Source organism: Salmonella sp. 741265055_HSA (genome assembly GCF_046569525.1).
Lineage (GTDB): Bacteria > Pseudomonadota > Gammaproteobacteria > Enterobacterales > Enterobacteriaceae > Salmonella > Salmonella enterica.
Genome location: NZ_JBKFSQ010000029.1, coordinates 23,166 through 36,355, shown reverse-complemented (window position 1 = coordinate 36,355; position 13,190 = coordinate 23,166). Strand labels below are relative to the sequence as shown.

The 13,190-nt window shown below is 54.3% G+C and carries 11 protein-coding genes and 2 pseudogenes; 9 read left to right on the top strand and 4 right to left on the bottom strand.

The window, feature by feature from the left end; translation table 11 throughout:
- Positions 1–152 precede the first annotated feature (152 nt).
- Genes rbsK through ACLD4K_RS16025 form a run of 3 tightly spaced genes read left to right on the top strand, consistent with a single transcriptional unit; the run spans position 153 to position 3,445 of the window.
- Complete coding sequence (gene rbsK, locus ACLD4K_RS16035; protein WP_023227699.1) at positions 153–1,073, top strand: ribokinase; 921 nt, start codon at positions 153–155, stop codon at positions 1,071–1,073.
- A gap of 30 nt (positions 1,074–1,103) precedes the next feature.
- Positions 1,104–2,420 carry an L-fucose:H+ symporter permease gene (gene fucP, locus ACLD4K_RS16030; protein ID WP_000998359.1) on the top strand — a complete coding sequence of 439 codons (1,317 nt, stop codon included), beginning with the start codon at positions 1,104–1,106 and terminating at the stop codon, positions 2,418–2,420.
- 11 nt (positions 2,421–2,431) lie between these two features.
- Positions 2,432–3,445, top strand: coding sequence for an aldose 1-epimerase family protein (locus ACLD4K_RS16025; protein WP_151115173.1), 1,014 nt, complete (start codon positions 2,432–2,434; stop codon positions 3,443–3,445).
- Here ACLD4K_RS16025 and ACLD4K_RS16020 read toward each other — a convergent pair.
- Positions 3,391–3,576 (bottom strand): annotated as a pseudogene (locus tag ACLD4K_RS16020) (hypothetical protein); the annotation flags it as partial. The gene ACLD4K_RS16025 and the pseudogene ACLD4K_RS16020 overlap by 55 nt on opposite strands.
- A gap of 23 nt (positions 3,577–3,599) precedes the next feature.
- On the opposite strand from ACLD4K_RS16020, the gene uhpA reads away from it, so the two are divergent.
- The 5 genes from uhpA to ACLD4K_RS15995 all read left to right on the top strand — a co-directional run bounded on the left by uhpA (position 3,600) and on the right by ACLD4K_RS15995 (position 9,209).
- On the top strand, positions 3,600–4,190 hold the full coding sequence (gene uhpA, locus ACLD4K_RS16015; protein ID WP_000633672.1) for a transcriptional regulator UhpA: 591 nt from the start codon (positions 3,600–3,602) through the stop codon (positions 4,188–4,190).
- Positions 4,190–5,692 (top strand): signal transduction histidine-protein kinase/phosphatase UhpB, encoded by a 1,503-nt coding sequence (gene uhpB, locus ACLD4K_RS16010; protein ID WP_411012139.1) that lies wholly within the window; start codon positions 4,190–4,192, stop codon positions 5,690–5,692. Before uhpA ends, uhpB begins: the two co-directional genes overlap by 1 nt.
- A 9-nt stretch (positions 5,693–5,701) precedes the next feature.
- Positions 5,702–7,030 carry an MFS transporter gene (locus ACLD4K_RS16005; protein WP_000948174.1) on the top strand — a complete coding sequence of 443 codons (1,329 nt, stop codon included), beginning with the start codon at positions 5,702–5,704 and terminating at the stop codon, positions 7,028–7,030.
- Between the two features lie 142 nt (positions 7,031–7,172).
- Positions 7,173–8,564 carry a hexose-6-phosphate:phosphate antiporter gene (gene uhpT, locus ACLD4K_RS16000; protein WP_000879181.1) on the top strand — a complete coding sequence of 464 codons (1,392 nt, stop codon included), beginning with the start codon at positions 7,173–7,175 and terminating at the stop codon, positions 8,562–8,564.
- A 192-nt stretch (positions 8,565–8,756) separates the two neighbouring features.
- Positions 8,757–9,209 (top strand): DUF1198 domain-containing protein, encoded by a 453-nt coding sequence (locus ACLD4K_RS15995; RefSeq protein WP_001519640.1) that lies wholly within the window; start codon positions 8,757–8,759, stop codon positions 9,207–9,209.
- Positions 9,210–9,665: 456 nt separating this feature from the next.
- Here ACLD4K_RS15995 and ACLD4K_RS15990 read toward each other — a convergent pair whose 3' ends face one another.
- Both ACLD4K_RS15990 and ACLD4K_RS15985 read right to left on the bottom strand, forming a co-directional pair.
- Positions 9,666–9,989 (bottom strand): helix-turn-helix domain-containing protein, encoded by a 324-nt coding sequence (locus ACLD4K_RS15990; RefSeq protein ID WP_001274846.1) that lies wholly within the window; start codon positions 9,987–9,989, stop codon positions 9,666–9,668.
- Positions 9,973–10,331, bottom strand: a pseudogene (locus ACLD4K_RS15985) (type II toxin-antitoxin system RelE/ParE family toxin). The gene ACLD4K_RS15990 and the pseudogene ACLD4K_RS15985 overlap by 17 nt, the downstream one beginning before the upstream one ends.
- Positions 10,332–10,546: 215 nt before the next feature.
- Between ACLD4K_RS15985 and nepI the strand changes: the two are divergent.
- Entirely contained in the window at positions 10,547–11,740 is a 1,194-nt protein-coding gene (gene nepI / locus ACLD4K_RS15980) for a purine ribonucleoside efflux pump NepI (RefSeq protein ID WP_001004800.1), read from the top strand.
- A gap of 59 nt (positions 11,741–11,799) precedes the next feature.
- On the opposite strand, the gene ACLD4K_RS15975 is transcribed toward nepI, so the two are convergent.
- Complete coding sequence (locus ACLD4K_RS15975) at positions 11,800–13,182, bottom strand: glycoside hydrolase family 1 protein (RefSeq protein ID WP_411012138.1); 1,383 nt, start codon at positions 13,180–13,182, stop codon at positions 11,800–11,802.
- Positions 13,183–13,190 lie beyond the last annotated feature (8 nt).

The following is a 13,190-nucleotide window of genomic DNA, read 5'->3' as shown; positions in this document are numbered from 1 at the left end:
CCCTAAAAATGATTTGTTCCGCCAGGGATTGTTCACGAAGTAAATGGCAAAATGATCCTCTAATCGCGATCATAGTCACAAATGATACGGAAGTAACATGATAATGTTATTTTAATATCATTGTCGTGTGACGATTTCTGAGAGGGAGTAAAATGGATATCGCGGTTATTGGCTCTAACATGGTGGACCTTATCACCTACACCAACCAGATGCCCAAAGAAGGGGAGACTCTGGAAGCGCCGGCGTTTAAAATCGGCTGCGGCGGAAAAGGGGCGAACCAGGCCGTGGCGGCCGCTAAGCTCAATTCAAAAGTATTGATGTTGACCAAAGTGGGCGACGATATTTTTGCCGACAACACCATTCGTAATCTCGAATCCTGGGGGATCAATACGACGTATGTAGAAAAAGTACCGTGTACCAGCAGCGGCGTAGCGCCGATTTTCGTCAACGCCAACTCCAGCAACAGCATTCTGATCATCAAAGGCGCTAACAAGTTTCTCTCGCCGGAAGATATCGATCGCGCGGCGGAAGATTTAAAAAAATGCCAGCTTATTGTTCTGCAACTGGAAGTTCAGCTGGAAACGGTTTATCACGCAATAGAATTTGGCAAGAAACACGGGATTGAAGTGTTATTAAACCCTGCGCCAGCATTACGGGAATTAGATATGTCTTATGCCTGTAAATGCGATTTCTTTGTACCCAATGAAACCGAGCTGGAAATATTAACCGGTATGCCAGTGGATACCTATGACCATATTCGCGCAGCGGCACGTTCGCTGGTGGATAAAGGGCTGAACAATATTATTGTCACCATGGGTGAGAAAGGCGCGCTGTGGATGACGCGTGACCAGGAAGTCCATGTTCCGGCGTTTAGAGTGAGCGCTGTTGATACCAGCGGCGCGGGCGATGCCTTTATCGGCTGTTTCGCGCATTACTACGTCCAGAGCGGGGATGTGGAAGCCGCCATGAAAAAAGCCGTCCTCTTTGCCGCTTTCAGCGTCACCGGGAAAGGCACCCAATCCTCTTATCCAAGTATTGAGCAATTTAATGAGTATCTTTCGTTGAACGAATAACAATCACCCTGCACTGTTAAAGGTAGCACTATGAACGATAAAAACATCGTTCAGATGCCCGACGGGTATCTGAATAAGACACCTCTGTTCCAGTTTATTTTGTTATCCTGTTTATTCCCATTATGGGGATGCGCAGCCGCGTTAAATGATATTCTGATTACGCAATTTAAAAGTGTATTTTCGCTGAGCAACTTTGCTTCGGCATTAGTACAAAGCGCCTTTTATGGCGGTTATTTTTTAATTGCTATTCCGGCCTCGTTGGTCATTAAAAAAACCAGTTATAAAGTGGCGATACTTATCGGCCTGACGCTATACATTGTCGGCTGTACGCTCTTTTTCCCGGCGTCGCACATGGCGACCTACACCATGTTCCTCGCGGCGATTTTCGCCATTGCGATTGGCCTGAGTTTCCTGGAAACGGCGGCGAATACCTACAGTTCGATGATCGGGCCGAAAGCCTACGCCACGCTGCGGCTGAATATCAGCCAGACCTTTTATCCGATCGGCGCGGCGGCAGGCATTTTATTGGGTAAATATCTGGTCTTTTCCGAAGGGGAAAGCCTGGAAAAACAGATGGCGGGCATGAATGCCGAGCAAGTCCACAACTTCAAGGTGCTGATGCTGGAAAACACTCTGGAACCCTATAAGTACATGATTATGGTTCTGGTAGTGGTGATGGTACTGTTCCTGCTGACGCGTTTCCCGACCTGTAAAGTCGCGCAAACCGCGAGTCATAAACGCCCCTCGGCGCTGGATACGTTACGCTATCTCGCCAGCAACGCCCGTTTCCGTCGCGGTATTGTGGCGCAGTTCCTGTATGTGGGAATGCAGGTGGCGGTCTGGTCGTTCACTATCCGTCTAGCGCTGGAGTTAGGCGATATCAATGAGCGCGATGCCTCAACCTTTATGGTCTACAGCTTCGCCTGCTTTTTTATCGGCAAGTTTATCGCCAACATTCTGATGACACGCTTCAACCCGGAAAAAGTCCTGATCCTTTACTCTGTGATCGGCGCGCTGTTCCTGGCCTATGTGGCGCTGGCGCCCAGCTTTAGCGCGGTATACGTGGCGGTGCTGGTCAGTGTTCTGTTTGGCCCCTGCTGGGCGACCATTTATGCCGGAACGCTCGATACCGTCGATAACGAACATACCGAAATGGCGGGGGCGGTGATCGTGATGGCGATTGTCGGCGCGGCGGTGGTTCCTGCGATTCAGGGTTATGTGGCGGACATGTTCCACTCGCTACAGCTCTCATTCCTGGTTTCCATGCTGTGCTTTGTTTACGTTGGCGTTTACTTCTGGCGCGAAAGCAAAGTGCGCGGCAACCTGGCTGAAGTCGCCGCGTCCTGAGGAGATCAACCATGACAACACGTATTACATTATGGCGGGAGCTTTTTAACGAGCAGCCGCGTATCTTGCTGGAAAATGATGATTTTACGGTTACGGCGTTTCGTTACGCCAGCGGCGTGGAAGGACTGAAAATACAAAACAGCCGCGGTCATCTGGTGATTCTGCCCTGGATGGGGCAGATGATTTGGGACGCGCAGTTTGACGGTCATGACCTGACTATGCGCAACATGTTCCGCCAGCCGAAGCCGGCTGCGGAAGTGGTGGCAACGTATGGTTGCTTTGCTTTCCATTCCGGACTATTGGCGAATGGCTGCCCGTCGCCGGAAGATACACATCCGCTGCACGGCGAGATGCCCTGCGCTGCTATGGACGACGCCTGGCTGGAGTTAGAGGGCGACAGTCTGCGCGTGACCGGGCGCTACGAGTATGTGATGGGGTTCGGTCATCATTATCAGGCGCAACCTGCGGTGGTAATGCGTAAAGCAAGCGCGCTGTTTGATATTCAGATGACAGTGACTAACCTGGCTTCAGTCGCCATGCCGCTACAGTACATGTGCCACATGAACTATGCCTATGTGCCGAACGCCACGTTCCGCCAGAATATCCCGGATACCGCGCTGAAGCTACGCGAGTCGGTGCCGGCGCATGTCAAACCCACGGCGCAGTGGCTGGCGTTTAATCAACGACTTTTGCAGGGTGAAGCCTCGCTGGCAACGCTCAACGCGCCTGGCTTTTACGACCCGGAAATCGTCTTCTTCGCCGATGAACTGGACAAGTACACGGATACCCCGGAATTCAGTATGATCGCCCCGGATGGCACCACGTTCGTGACACGTTTCGCCAGCGCGGAGCTAAATTACGTGACCCGCTGGATTCTTTATAACGGCGATCAGCAGGTTGCCGCCTTTGCCCTGCCCGCGACCTGTCGGCCTGAAGGTTTTCTCGCGGCGCAGCGAAATGGAACCTTGCTTCAACTGGAGCCGCAGCAAACCCGGACGTTCACCGTCACGACAGGCATTGTCTGACCGCTCAAGGCTTGAACAGCCGCGCGCTTATCGTTAAGGTAAGTGCTTTTGCCGGATGGCGGCATTAATGCCTTATCCGGCCTACAACGGCACCTGCCTGTAGGCCTGATAAGCGCAGCGCCATCAGGCATGTCTTAGCGCCAGGACAGAACCCATGATCACCGTTGCCCTTATCGACGACCACCTTATCGTCCGCTCCGGCTTTGCACAGCTACTGGGGCTGGAACCTGATTTGCAGGTGGTCGCCGAGTTTGGTTCCGGGCGCGAAGCGTTGGCAGGCTTACCGGGGCGCGGCGTACAGGTGTGTATCTGCGATATTTCGATGCCGGATATTTCCGGACTGGAGCTGCTAAGCCAACTGCCAAAAGGGATGGCGACGATCATGCTCTCGGTTCACGATAGCCCGGCGCTGGTGGAACAGGCGTTGAACGCCGGCGCGCGCGGTTTTCTCTCTAAACGCTGTAGTCCGGATGAACTGATCGCCGCGGTGCATACGGTGGCGACAGGCGGCTGCTATTTGACCCCCGATATTGCCGTGAAACTGGCGGCGGGTCGGCAAGATCCGCTGACCAAACGCGAGCGTCAGGTGGCGGAAAAACTCGCCCAGGGTATGGCGGTAAAAGAGATTGCCGCCGAGCTGGGGCTGTCGCCAAAAACGGTGCATGTCCATCGCGCGAATCTGCTGGAAAAATTAGGCGTCAGCAATGACGTTGAACTGGCGCATCGCATGTTTGACGGTTGGTAATGAACACCTTTTTTTCCCGTTTAATCACCGTTGTTGCCTGCTTTTTTATTTTCTCTGCCGCGTGGTTCTGCCTGTGGAGTATCAGCCTGCATCTGGTAGAGCGCCCGGAGCTGGCGGCGCTACTCTTTCCCTTCGGCCTGCGCCTGGGACTTATGCTGCAATGCCCGCGTGGATACTGGCCAGTATTGCTGGGCGCGGAGTGGCTGCTGGTGTACTGGTTGGCGCAGGAAGTTGCGCTGGCCCATCTGCCGCTTTTGATGATCGGTGGTGTGTTGACGCTACTGCCCGTGGCGCTGACTTCGCGTTACCGCCATCAGCGCGACTGGCGCACGTTATTGCTTCAGGGCGCGGCCCTCACCGCCGCGGCGCTACTGCAATCCCTGCCCTGGCTGGGGCAGGGGGAAGCGGCATGGAACGCGCTACTGCTGACCCTCACGGGTGGTCTGACGCTGGCCCCCATCTGCCTGGTTTTCTGGCACTATCTCACCAGCACTACCTGGCTGCCGCTGGGACCATCGCTGGTATCGCAGCCGGTAAACTGGCGCGGGCGGCATCTGATCTGGTATCTGCTGCTGTTTATCGTCAGTCTGTGGCTGCAACTGGGGTTACCTGCTGAACTTTCGCGCTTTACGCCGTTCTGCCTGGCGTTGCCGATTATCGCGCTCGCCTGGCATTATGGCTGGCAGGGCGCGCTCATTGCCACACTGATGAACGCTATCGCGCTGATTGCCAGTCAGACCTGGCACGATCATCCCGTCGATTTATTACTTTCGCTGTTGGCGCAAAGCCTGACCGGGCTACTGCTTGGCGCGGGCATTCAGCGTCTGCGCGAGCTGAACCAGTCGTTGCAAAAGGAGCTGGCGCGCAACCATCGGCTGGCGGAGCGTCTTCTGGAGACCGAAGAGAGCGTGCGGCGCGATGTTGCGCGTGAGCTGCACGATGACATCGGACAGACCATCACCGCGATTCGTACCCAGGCGGGCATTGTGCAACGACTGGCGGCGGATAACGTCGGCGTGAAGCAGAGCGGGCAACTTATCGAGCAGCTTTCGCTGGGTGTGTATGACGCCGTGCGTCGCCTGCTGGGGCGCTTGCGCCCGCGTCAGCTAGACGACTTAACGCTGGCGCAGGCCATCCGTTCGTTGCTGCGCGAAATGGAGCTGGAAAGCCGCGGTATTGTCAGTCACCTCGACTGGCGAATTGACGAAACGGCGCTGAGTGAAAGTCAGCGCGTGACGCTGTTTCGCGTCTGTCAGGAAGGGCTGAATAACATCGTAAAACATGCCAATGCCAGCGCGGTGACGCTCCAGGGCTGGCAGCAGGATGAGCGGCTGATGCTGGTGATTGAGGATGACGGCAGCGGCCTGCCGCCGGGCTCTCACCAGCAGGGCTTCGGCCTGACCGGAATGCGCGAACGCGTGTCGGCGCTCGGCGGGACGCTAACCATCTCTTGTACCCACGGTACGCGGGTGAGCGTCTCGTTGCCCCAGCGTTACGTTTAAGGAAGGATAATGCTTTCGTTTTTAAAAGCCCCGGCCAACGCGCCGCTCATCACCGATAAGCACGAGGTTGACGCCCGCTATCGCTACTGGCGGCGGCACATCCTGATCACCATTTGGTTGGGTTATGCGCTGTTCTATTTCACCCGTAAAAGCTTTAACGCCGCCGCGCCGGAAATCCTTGCCAGCGGCATTCTGACCCGCAGCGATATCGGCCTGCTGGCGACGCTGTTTTACATCACCTACGGGGTGTCGAAATTTGTCTCCGGCATCGTTAGCGATCGCTCTAACGCTCGCTATTTTATGGGCATCGGGCTGATTGCGACCGGCGTAGTGAATATTCTGTTCGGCTTCTCGACCTCGCTGTGGGCCTTTGCTCTGCTATGGGCGTTGAACGCCTTTTTCCAGGGGTTTGGATCGCCGGTTTGCGCCCGTTTGCTGACCGCCTGGTACTCGCGTACCGAGCGCGGCGGCTGGTGGGCGTTATGGAACACCGCGCACAATGTCGGCGGGGCGCTGATCCCTCTCGTTATGGCCGCTGTCGCCCTGCATTATGGCTGGCGCGTCGGGATGATGGTGGCCGGATTGCTTGCCATCGGGGTGGGCATGGTCCTCTGCTGGCGGCTGCGCGACCGTCCGCAGGCGATTGGTTTACCGCCGGTAGGCGACTGGCGGCACGATGCGCTGGAGGTCGCCCAACAGCAAGAGGGCGCAGGGCTAAGTCGCAAAGAAATCCTCGCTAAATATGTGCTGTTGAATCCCTATATCTGGCTGCTTTCGTTGTGTTATGTCTTAGTGTACGTGGTGCGCGCGGCGATCAACGACTGGGGCAACCTGTATATGTCCGAGACGCTGGGCGTGGATTTGGTCACGGCCAACACGGCAGTATCGATGTTTGAGCTGGGTGGATTTATCGGCGCGCTGGTGGCGGGCTGGGGCTCGGACAAACTCTTCAACGGTAACCGCGGACCGATGAATTTAATCTTCGCTGCCGGGATTTTGCTCTCTGTGGGTTCGCTGTGGCTGATGCCGTTCGCCAGCTACGTCATGCAGGCGGCCTGTTTCTTCACCACCGGTTTCTTTGTCTTCGGCCCGCAGATGCTCATTGGCATGGCGGCGGCGGAGTGCTCGCATAAAGAGGCGGCGGGCGCGGCCACCGGCTTTGTCGGCCTGTTCGCCTATCTCGGCGCGTCGCTTTCCGGCTGGCCGTTAGCGAAAGTGCTGGAGATCTGGCACTGGACCGGTTTTTTTGCGGTCATCGCCATCGCGGCGGGGATCTCTGCGCTATTGCTGCTGCCATTTCTGAACGCTCAGGCCCCGCGCGAGACCAGCGAAGCGTGATGCACCTCACCTTTTTGCGCTGAATGGGGCAAAACTAAGAAATTTTCCCGGTTTTGCCTGGACGCTGTCGCAGGCCACTTTTCCTGTGGATTTTTACAATGCCTGCCATTCGCAGGTATAAAAATTAGCTCAGGAGTAATCCATGCTGGCCTTCTTAAACCAGGTGCGCAAGCCGACCCTGGATCTGCCGCTCGATGTGCGGCGTAAAATGTGGTTCAAGCCGTTCATGCAGTCCTATCTGGTGGTTTTTATCGGCTACCTGACCATGTACCTGATCCGCAAAAACTTTAACATCGCGCAGAACGACATGATCTCTACCTACGGGTTGAGCATGACCGAGCTGGGGATGATTGGCCTGGGCTTCTCGATCACCTACGGCGTGGGGAAAACGCTGGTTTCCTACTACGCTGACGGTAAAAATACCAAGCAGTTTCTACCGTTTATGTTGATCCTCTCCGCTATCTGTATGCTCGGCTTCAGCGCCAGCATGGGCGCGGGGTCAACCAGTCTGTTTCTGATGATCGCTTTCTATGCCCTGAGCGGTTTCTTCCAAAGTACCGGCGGATCGTGCAGCTACTCGACCATCACCAAATGGACTCCGCGTCGTAAACGCGGCACCTTTCTCGGCTTCTGGAATATCTCCCACAACCTCGGCGGCGCGGGCGCGGCAGGCGTGGCGCTGTTCGGCGCCAACTACCTGTTCGACGGTCACGTCATCGGCATGTTTATCTTCCCGTCGATTATCGCGCTGATTGTTGGCTTTATCGGTCTGCGTTTTGGCAGCGACTCCCCGGAGTCTTACGGTCTGGGCAAAGCTGAAGAACTGTTCGGCGAAGAGATCAGCGAAGAGGATAAAGAGACTGAAGAAAACGAAATGACCAAGTGGCAGATCTTTGTTGAATATGTGTTGAAAAACAAAGTGATCTGGCTGCTGTGTTTCTCCAATATCTTCCTGTATGTGGTACGTATTGGTATCGACCAGTGGTCAACCGTTTACGCCTTCCAGGAACTGAAACTTTCTAAAGAGGTGGCGATTCAGGGCTTTACCTTGTTTGAAGTGGGCGCGCTGGTCGGCACGTTGCTGTGGGGCTGGCTCTCTGACCTGGCGAACGGTCGTCGTGCGCTGGTAGCCTGTGTGGCGCTGGCGTTAATCATCGCCACCCTCGGCGTCTACCAGCACGCCAGCAACCAGTACGTCTATCTGGCCTCGCTGTTCGCGCTCGGTTTCCTGGTGTTTGGGCCGCAGCTATTAATTGGCGTGGCGGCAGTCGGTTTCGTACCGAAAAAAGCCATCGGCGCTGCGGACGGTATCAAGGGCACCTTCGCTTATCTTATCGGCGATAGCTTTGCCAAGCTGGGTCTGGGCATGATTGCCGACGGTACCCCCGTTTTTGGTCTGACCGGCTGGGCGGGCACCTTCGCCGCGCTGGACGCCGCCGCGATCGGCTGTATCTGCCTGATGGCGATGGTCGCCGTGATGGAAGAGCGCAAGATCCGCCGTGAGAAAAAAATTCAGCAAGTCAATATCGCTTAAATGTGTGCATTTGGTAACGTTTTGCCCGGCTTAACGCCGGGCTTTTTTATGCCTTGCGTTCGTCAGACAGGACATCCGGCGTCTGGCGTAAATGAAGACAGGCGTTAATAAATCACATCCTGACAGGCCAGAACGTCGACAGCTATAAATTTACCGTTATGATGGGCATCCTGTTTGGTGACGGATGTGCGCATGATTTGGTTGATTCTGGCCACGTTTGTGGTGGTGTTTATTGTGGGTTTTCGGGTGCTGACATCGGATACCCGCCGGGCGATTCGCCGTCTGAGCGAACGTCTGAATATTGATGTAGTGCCGATAGAATCGATGATTGATCAGATGGGTAAAACGGCGGGCGGTGAGTTTTTACAGTATCTGCATCGCCCTGATGAGTCGCATTTGCAAAATGCCGCTCAGGTGTTACTGATCTGGCAAATGGTGATTGTCGATGGCGGCGATCAGAATTTGCAGCGGTGGCATCGGTTGCTACAAAAAGCGCGTTTAGCCGCGCCGATCACCGACACACAGGTACGGCTGGCGCTGGGCTTTTTGCGCGAAATGGAACCCGATATGCAGGAGATCAACGCGTTTCAACTGCGCTATAACGCCTTTTTTCAGCCGGAAGAGGGTGTCCACTGGCTGCATTGATACTCTTCACTATCTCGTTAACAAAAGACGAGATGAATGAGGCTGGCAAGGGCGGCGAGCCACGATTAACGGCCGGATGGCGCTGCGCTTATCCGGCCTGGAGACGCGATTCATCGTTAACTAAATAAAGCGTAGCCGCCATCGTATTTGCTAAGGGTGAACCACAGAAGTAACGCACCGAATAACCGCTAACGACGCCAGAACGTCAGAGACTTATAGCTCATCATTTCCGTGACATATATCACGGAAATGTGATCTTGTTTTGAACACTAAAACTGTGACTCCTTGCCATACCTCCTGTCTCAAAATTTCTTATCATAAACTCGAAGTTGTACATGATTTTCTATAGACAACTCTAAATGTTTAGGCGCGCACCATGAAAACATTGTAGTGGTACACTGAATTTGCCCACCCCCAGACATCCGACTTAGTCTTAACAGACCATCGGTAAAACCCTCATACCAGCACCTTTAGCCCGTGTTTTTGGACAACATTAAGTAGTTTCAGTGACATCCCGCTGGGACGCTTGGCGCCGCTTTCCCACTTTTGAACCGTTGATACGCTGGTATTCAGGTAGCGAGCGAAAACCGGCTGGCTAACGTTGAGTTCTTCTCGTAACGCTTTTATTTCAAGTGGCTGCAGGTCTTTGATGCTGCTTAAGCAGGTCGTGTCAAAACTGCGCATTGTCTCCTGGGGAATGGCATCCACGCTAAATAATCCAGATGCCGCGCTATGAATCGCTTCAAAGGCAGGGCTTTTGAATTTAGTTTTTGCTGACATGGCGCACCTCTACCAGTTCTTTGTTATAATGAGTGTCGTTATCTGATCTTCGGTCAGGCAAGCATAGTGTTTTGCTAACTCACGGAAACCCGCGAGTTCGCGATAGCTAATGTTGGCCATATCCTGTTTGGCATACAGGAAGGTGTAAAACCAATGCTCGCCTCCCTTTGCCAACACGATTGCGCGATCGCGATTTTGATTGAGACGTTTTTTATAAACTCCGCCGCCAAGATTATCTGCTTTTCCTTGCAGTACGGCGTTGATGGCCTCGCTTAACTCGTCATCTTTTATCGTGTGGGACTTCGCTTCTCTGTTAAACCACCTGGTTTTGAAGATTCGCATCAGGTTGACATCCTGTAATCTAAAGTATAGCACCAGGTGATACACTATGTCTTACCTTTTGGTTTTGCACGCAGCGAGAGAAGATAATTCTCAACGCTCGACCAGCCTCGCAAAATGCAGCGCAACAATGTCAGTTGCTAAAACGTTAATCAGATCACATTTTGTAATGTTACACTGCGTGGATTTTCCGCACTAAAACGACGCAGGTAACCACAATGAATGAAAATATCGCAGAAAAATTCCGCGCTGATGGGGTTGCCAGGCCTAACTGGTCAGCCGTTTTTGCCGTGGCGTTTTGTGTCGCCTGCCTGATTACCGTTGAGTTTTTGCCCGTTAGTCTGTTGACGCCGATGGCGCAGGATCTGGGGATCTCCGAGGGCGTCGCCGGTCAGTCGGTCACCGTTACGGCGTTTGTCGCGATGTTTTCCAGCCTGTTCATTACCCAGATTATTCAGGCGACCGACAGGCGTTATATCGTTATTCTGTTCGCCGTTTTGCTGACGGCTTCTTGTCTGATGGTCTCCTTTGCCAACAGCTTTACGCTGCTATTGCTGGGCCGCGCCTGTCTTGGGTTGGCGCTGGGCGGATTCTGGGCGATGTCGGCGTCGCTGACCATGCGACTGGTTCCCGCGCGTACCGTGCCGAAAGCGCTGTCGGTGATTTTTGGCGCGGTTTCCATCGCGTTAGTGATCGCCGCGCCGCTGGGCAGTTTTTTGGGCGGTATTATTGGCTGGCGTAATGTCTTTAACGCCGCTGCGGTGATGGGCGTACTGTGCGTCATCTGGGTGGTGAAATCACTGCCGTCGCTGCCGGGCGAACCTTCTCACCAGAAACAGAATATGTTTAGCCTGTTGCAACGCCCTGGCGTGATGGCCGGGATGATCGCCATCTTTATGTCTTTTGCCGGGCAGTTCGCTTTCTTTACCTATATTCGCCCGGTCTATATGAATCTGGCGGGCTTTGACGTTGATGGTCTGACGCTGGTGTTGCTAAGTTTTGGTATTGCCAGCTTCGTTGGCACTTCTTTCTCATCTTATGTCCTGAAACGTTCGGTAAAACTGGCGCTGGCCGGTGCGCCGCTGCTACTGGCGCTGAGCGCGCTGACGCTCATTGTGTGGGGAAGCGACAAAACCGTGGCGGCGGTCATAGCGATTATCTGGGGACTGGCGTTTGCGCTGGTGCCGGTGGGATGGTCAACGTGGATCACTCGTTCCCTTGCCGATCAGGCGGAAAAAGCCGGTTCCATCCAGGTCGCGGTGATTCAACTGGCAAATACCTGTGGCGCGGCGGTGGGCGGTTATGCGCTCGACAATTTCGGGCTGCTTTCACCGCTGGCGCTTTCCGGCGGACTGATGCTGTTGACGGCATTAGTCGTGGCGGCGAAAGTCCGTATTACGCCAATGAGTTGATATTGCTGCTATTTTTAGGCCGGATACGACGTTAGTCGTTATCCGGCAATAATAAACGCTTAATCAAAACCGTTATGCTCTGCGGTGGCGGCAAACCATTCTCCGCTTTTTTTCACCGTGCGCGTTTGGGTGGCTAAATCCAGTTGTACAAAACCATAGCGATTTTTATAGCCGTTCAGCCATGACCAGTTATCGATAAAGGTCCACATGTGGTAGCCAAGACAGTGACAGCCCTCGCTAATGCCTTTATGCAGCCATTTAAGATGCTCAGAGATAAAGTCAATTCGGTAATCATCGTGAATTTGTTCCGCTTGCACAAAACGCTGCTCGTTCTCAACGCCCATCCCGTTTTCGGAGATAAAACAGCGCGGATTGCCGTAATTATCCCGCAGGTTGGTGATGATGTCGTAAATTCCTGGCGCGTAAATTTCCCAGCCGCGGTAAGGGTTCATCTTGCGCCCCGGCATGTCGTAATAGTCAAATAACCATTCCGGCATAAACGGCGCTTGCGGATTCACCGCCGTATCACGGCATTTCACGCGGCGCGGCTGATAATAGTTAATCCCCAGTAAATCGATTTTGCCGTCGGCAATAAGCTGACGGTCGCCTGGCTGACAGGCAGGCAACTGGTCATAGGTTTTCAGCAGCGCCACCAAGTCCGCCGGGTATTCTCCCTTTAATACCGGGTCAAGAAAACTGCGGTTGAATAACAGATCCGCATGATGCGCGGCTTGCACATCGGCGGGATGCTGCGAGCGTGGGTAGGACGGCGTCAGATTCAGCACTACGCCGATTTCACCGTCGTAGCGCCCGGCGCGCCAGGCGCGCACGGCGGTCGAGTGCGCCAGCACGGTATGGTACGCCACGGTGGCCGCACGTTTAAAATCCACCACATTGGGATAGTGGAAGTCGTACAAATAGCCGCCTTCCACCGGCACAATCGGCTCGTTAAAGGTAAACCAGTGCTTCACGCGGTCGCCAAACAAGGTAAAACACGTTTGCGCGTACCGACCAAACGCCTCTACGACGTCGCGATTTTCCCAGCCGCCTTTCTCCTGCATGACCATCGGCATATCAAAATGGAACAGCGTAATAAACGGCGTGATGCCCTGCGCCAGTAGCTCGTCGATGACGTGATTGTAGAAGCTCACCGCTTGTGGATTCACCTCGCCTACGCCGTCTGGAATGAGCCGCGCCCAGCTTAGCGAGGTGCGAAAACTGTTATGTTTTAACTGTTTCAGTAGCGCGATGTCTTGCTTCCAGTGGCGATAGAACGTTGAGGTTTCCGCTGGACCGATGCCCTGATGAAAACGACCCGGCTGGCGCTCGAACCACACATCCCACGTGGTCTGGCTTTTACCGCCATTCAGACTATCCCCTTCGGTTTGCAACGCTGAGCAGGCGCTGCCCCACCAGAAGTTATCGGGAAAACGGTATCGCATTGTCGTAC

Bases quoted from the DNA above. Each gene is read 5' to 3' on its own strand.
- nepI (WP_001004800.1), top strand. From the start codon at position 10,547: ATGAATGAAAATATCGCAGAAAAATTCCGCGCTGATGGGGTTGCCAGG.
- fucP (WP_000998359.1), top strand. From the start codon at position 1,104: ATGAACGATAAAAACATCGTTCAGATGCCCGACGGGTATCTGAATAAG.
- rbsK (WP_023227699.1), top strand. From the start codon at position 153: ATGGATATCGCGGTTATTGGCTCTAACATGGTGGACCTTATCACCTAC.
- ACLD4K_RS15975 (WP_411012138.1), bottom strand. From the start codon at position 13,182: ATGCGATACCGTTTTCCCGATAACTTCTGGTGGGGCAGCGCCTGCTCA.
- ACLD4K_RS16025 (WP_151115173.1), top strand. From the start codon at position 2,432: ATGACAACACGTATTACATTATGGCGGGAGCTTTTTAACGAGCAGCCG.
- ACLD4K_RS16005 (WP_000948174.1), top strand. From the start codon at position 5,702: ATGCTTTCGTTTTTAAAAGCCCCGGCCAACGCGCCGCTCATCACCGAT.
- uhpA (WP_000633672.1), top strand. From the start codon at position 3,600: ATGATCACCGTTGCCCTTATCGACGACCACCTTATCGTCCGCTCCGGC.
- uhpT (WP_000879181.1), top strand. From the start codon at position 7,173: ATGCTGGCCTTCTTAAACCAGGTGCGCAAGCCGACCCTGGATCTGCCG.
- ACLD4K_RS15990 (WP_001274846.1), bottom strand. From the start codon at position 9,989: ATGTCAGCAAAAACTAAATTCAAAAGCCCTGCCTTTGAAGCGATTCAT.
- uhpB (WP_411012139.1), top strand. From the start codon at position 4,190: ATGAACACCTTTTTTTCCCGTTTAATCACCGTTGTTGCCTGCTTTTTT.
- ACLD4K_RS15995 (WP_001519640.1), top strand. From the start codon at position 8,757: ATGATTTGGTTGATTCTGGCCACGTTTGTGGTGGTGTTTATTGTGGGT.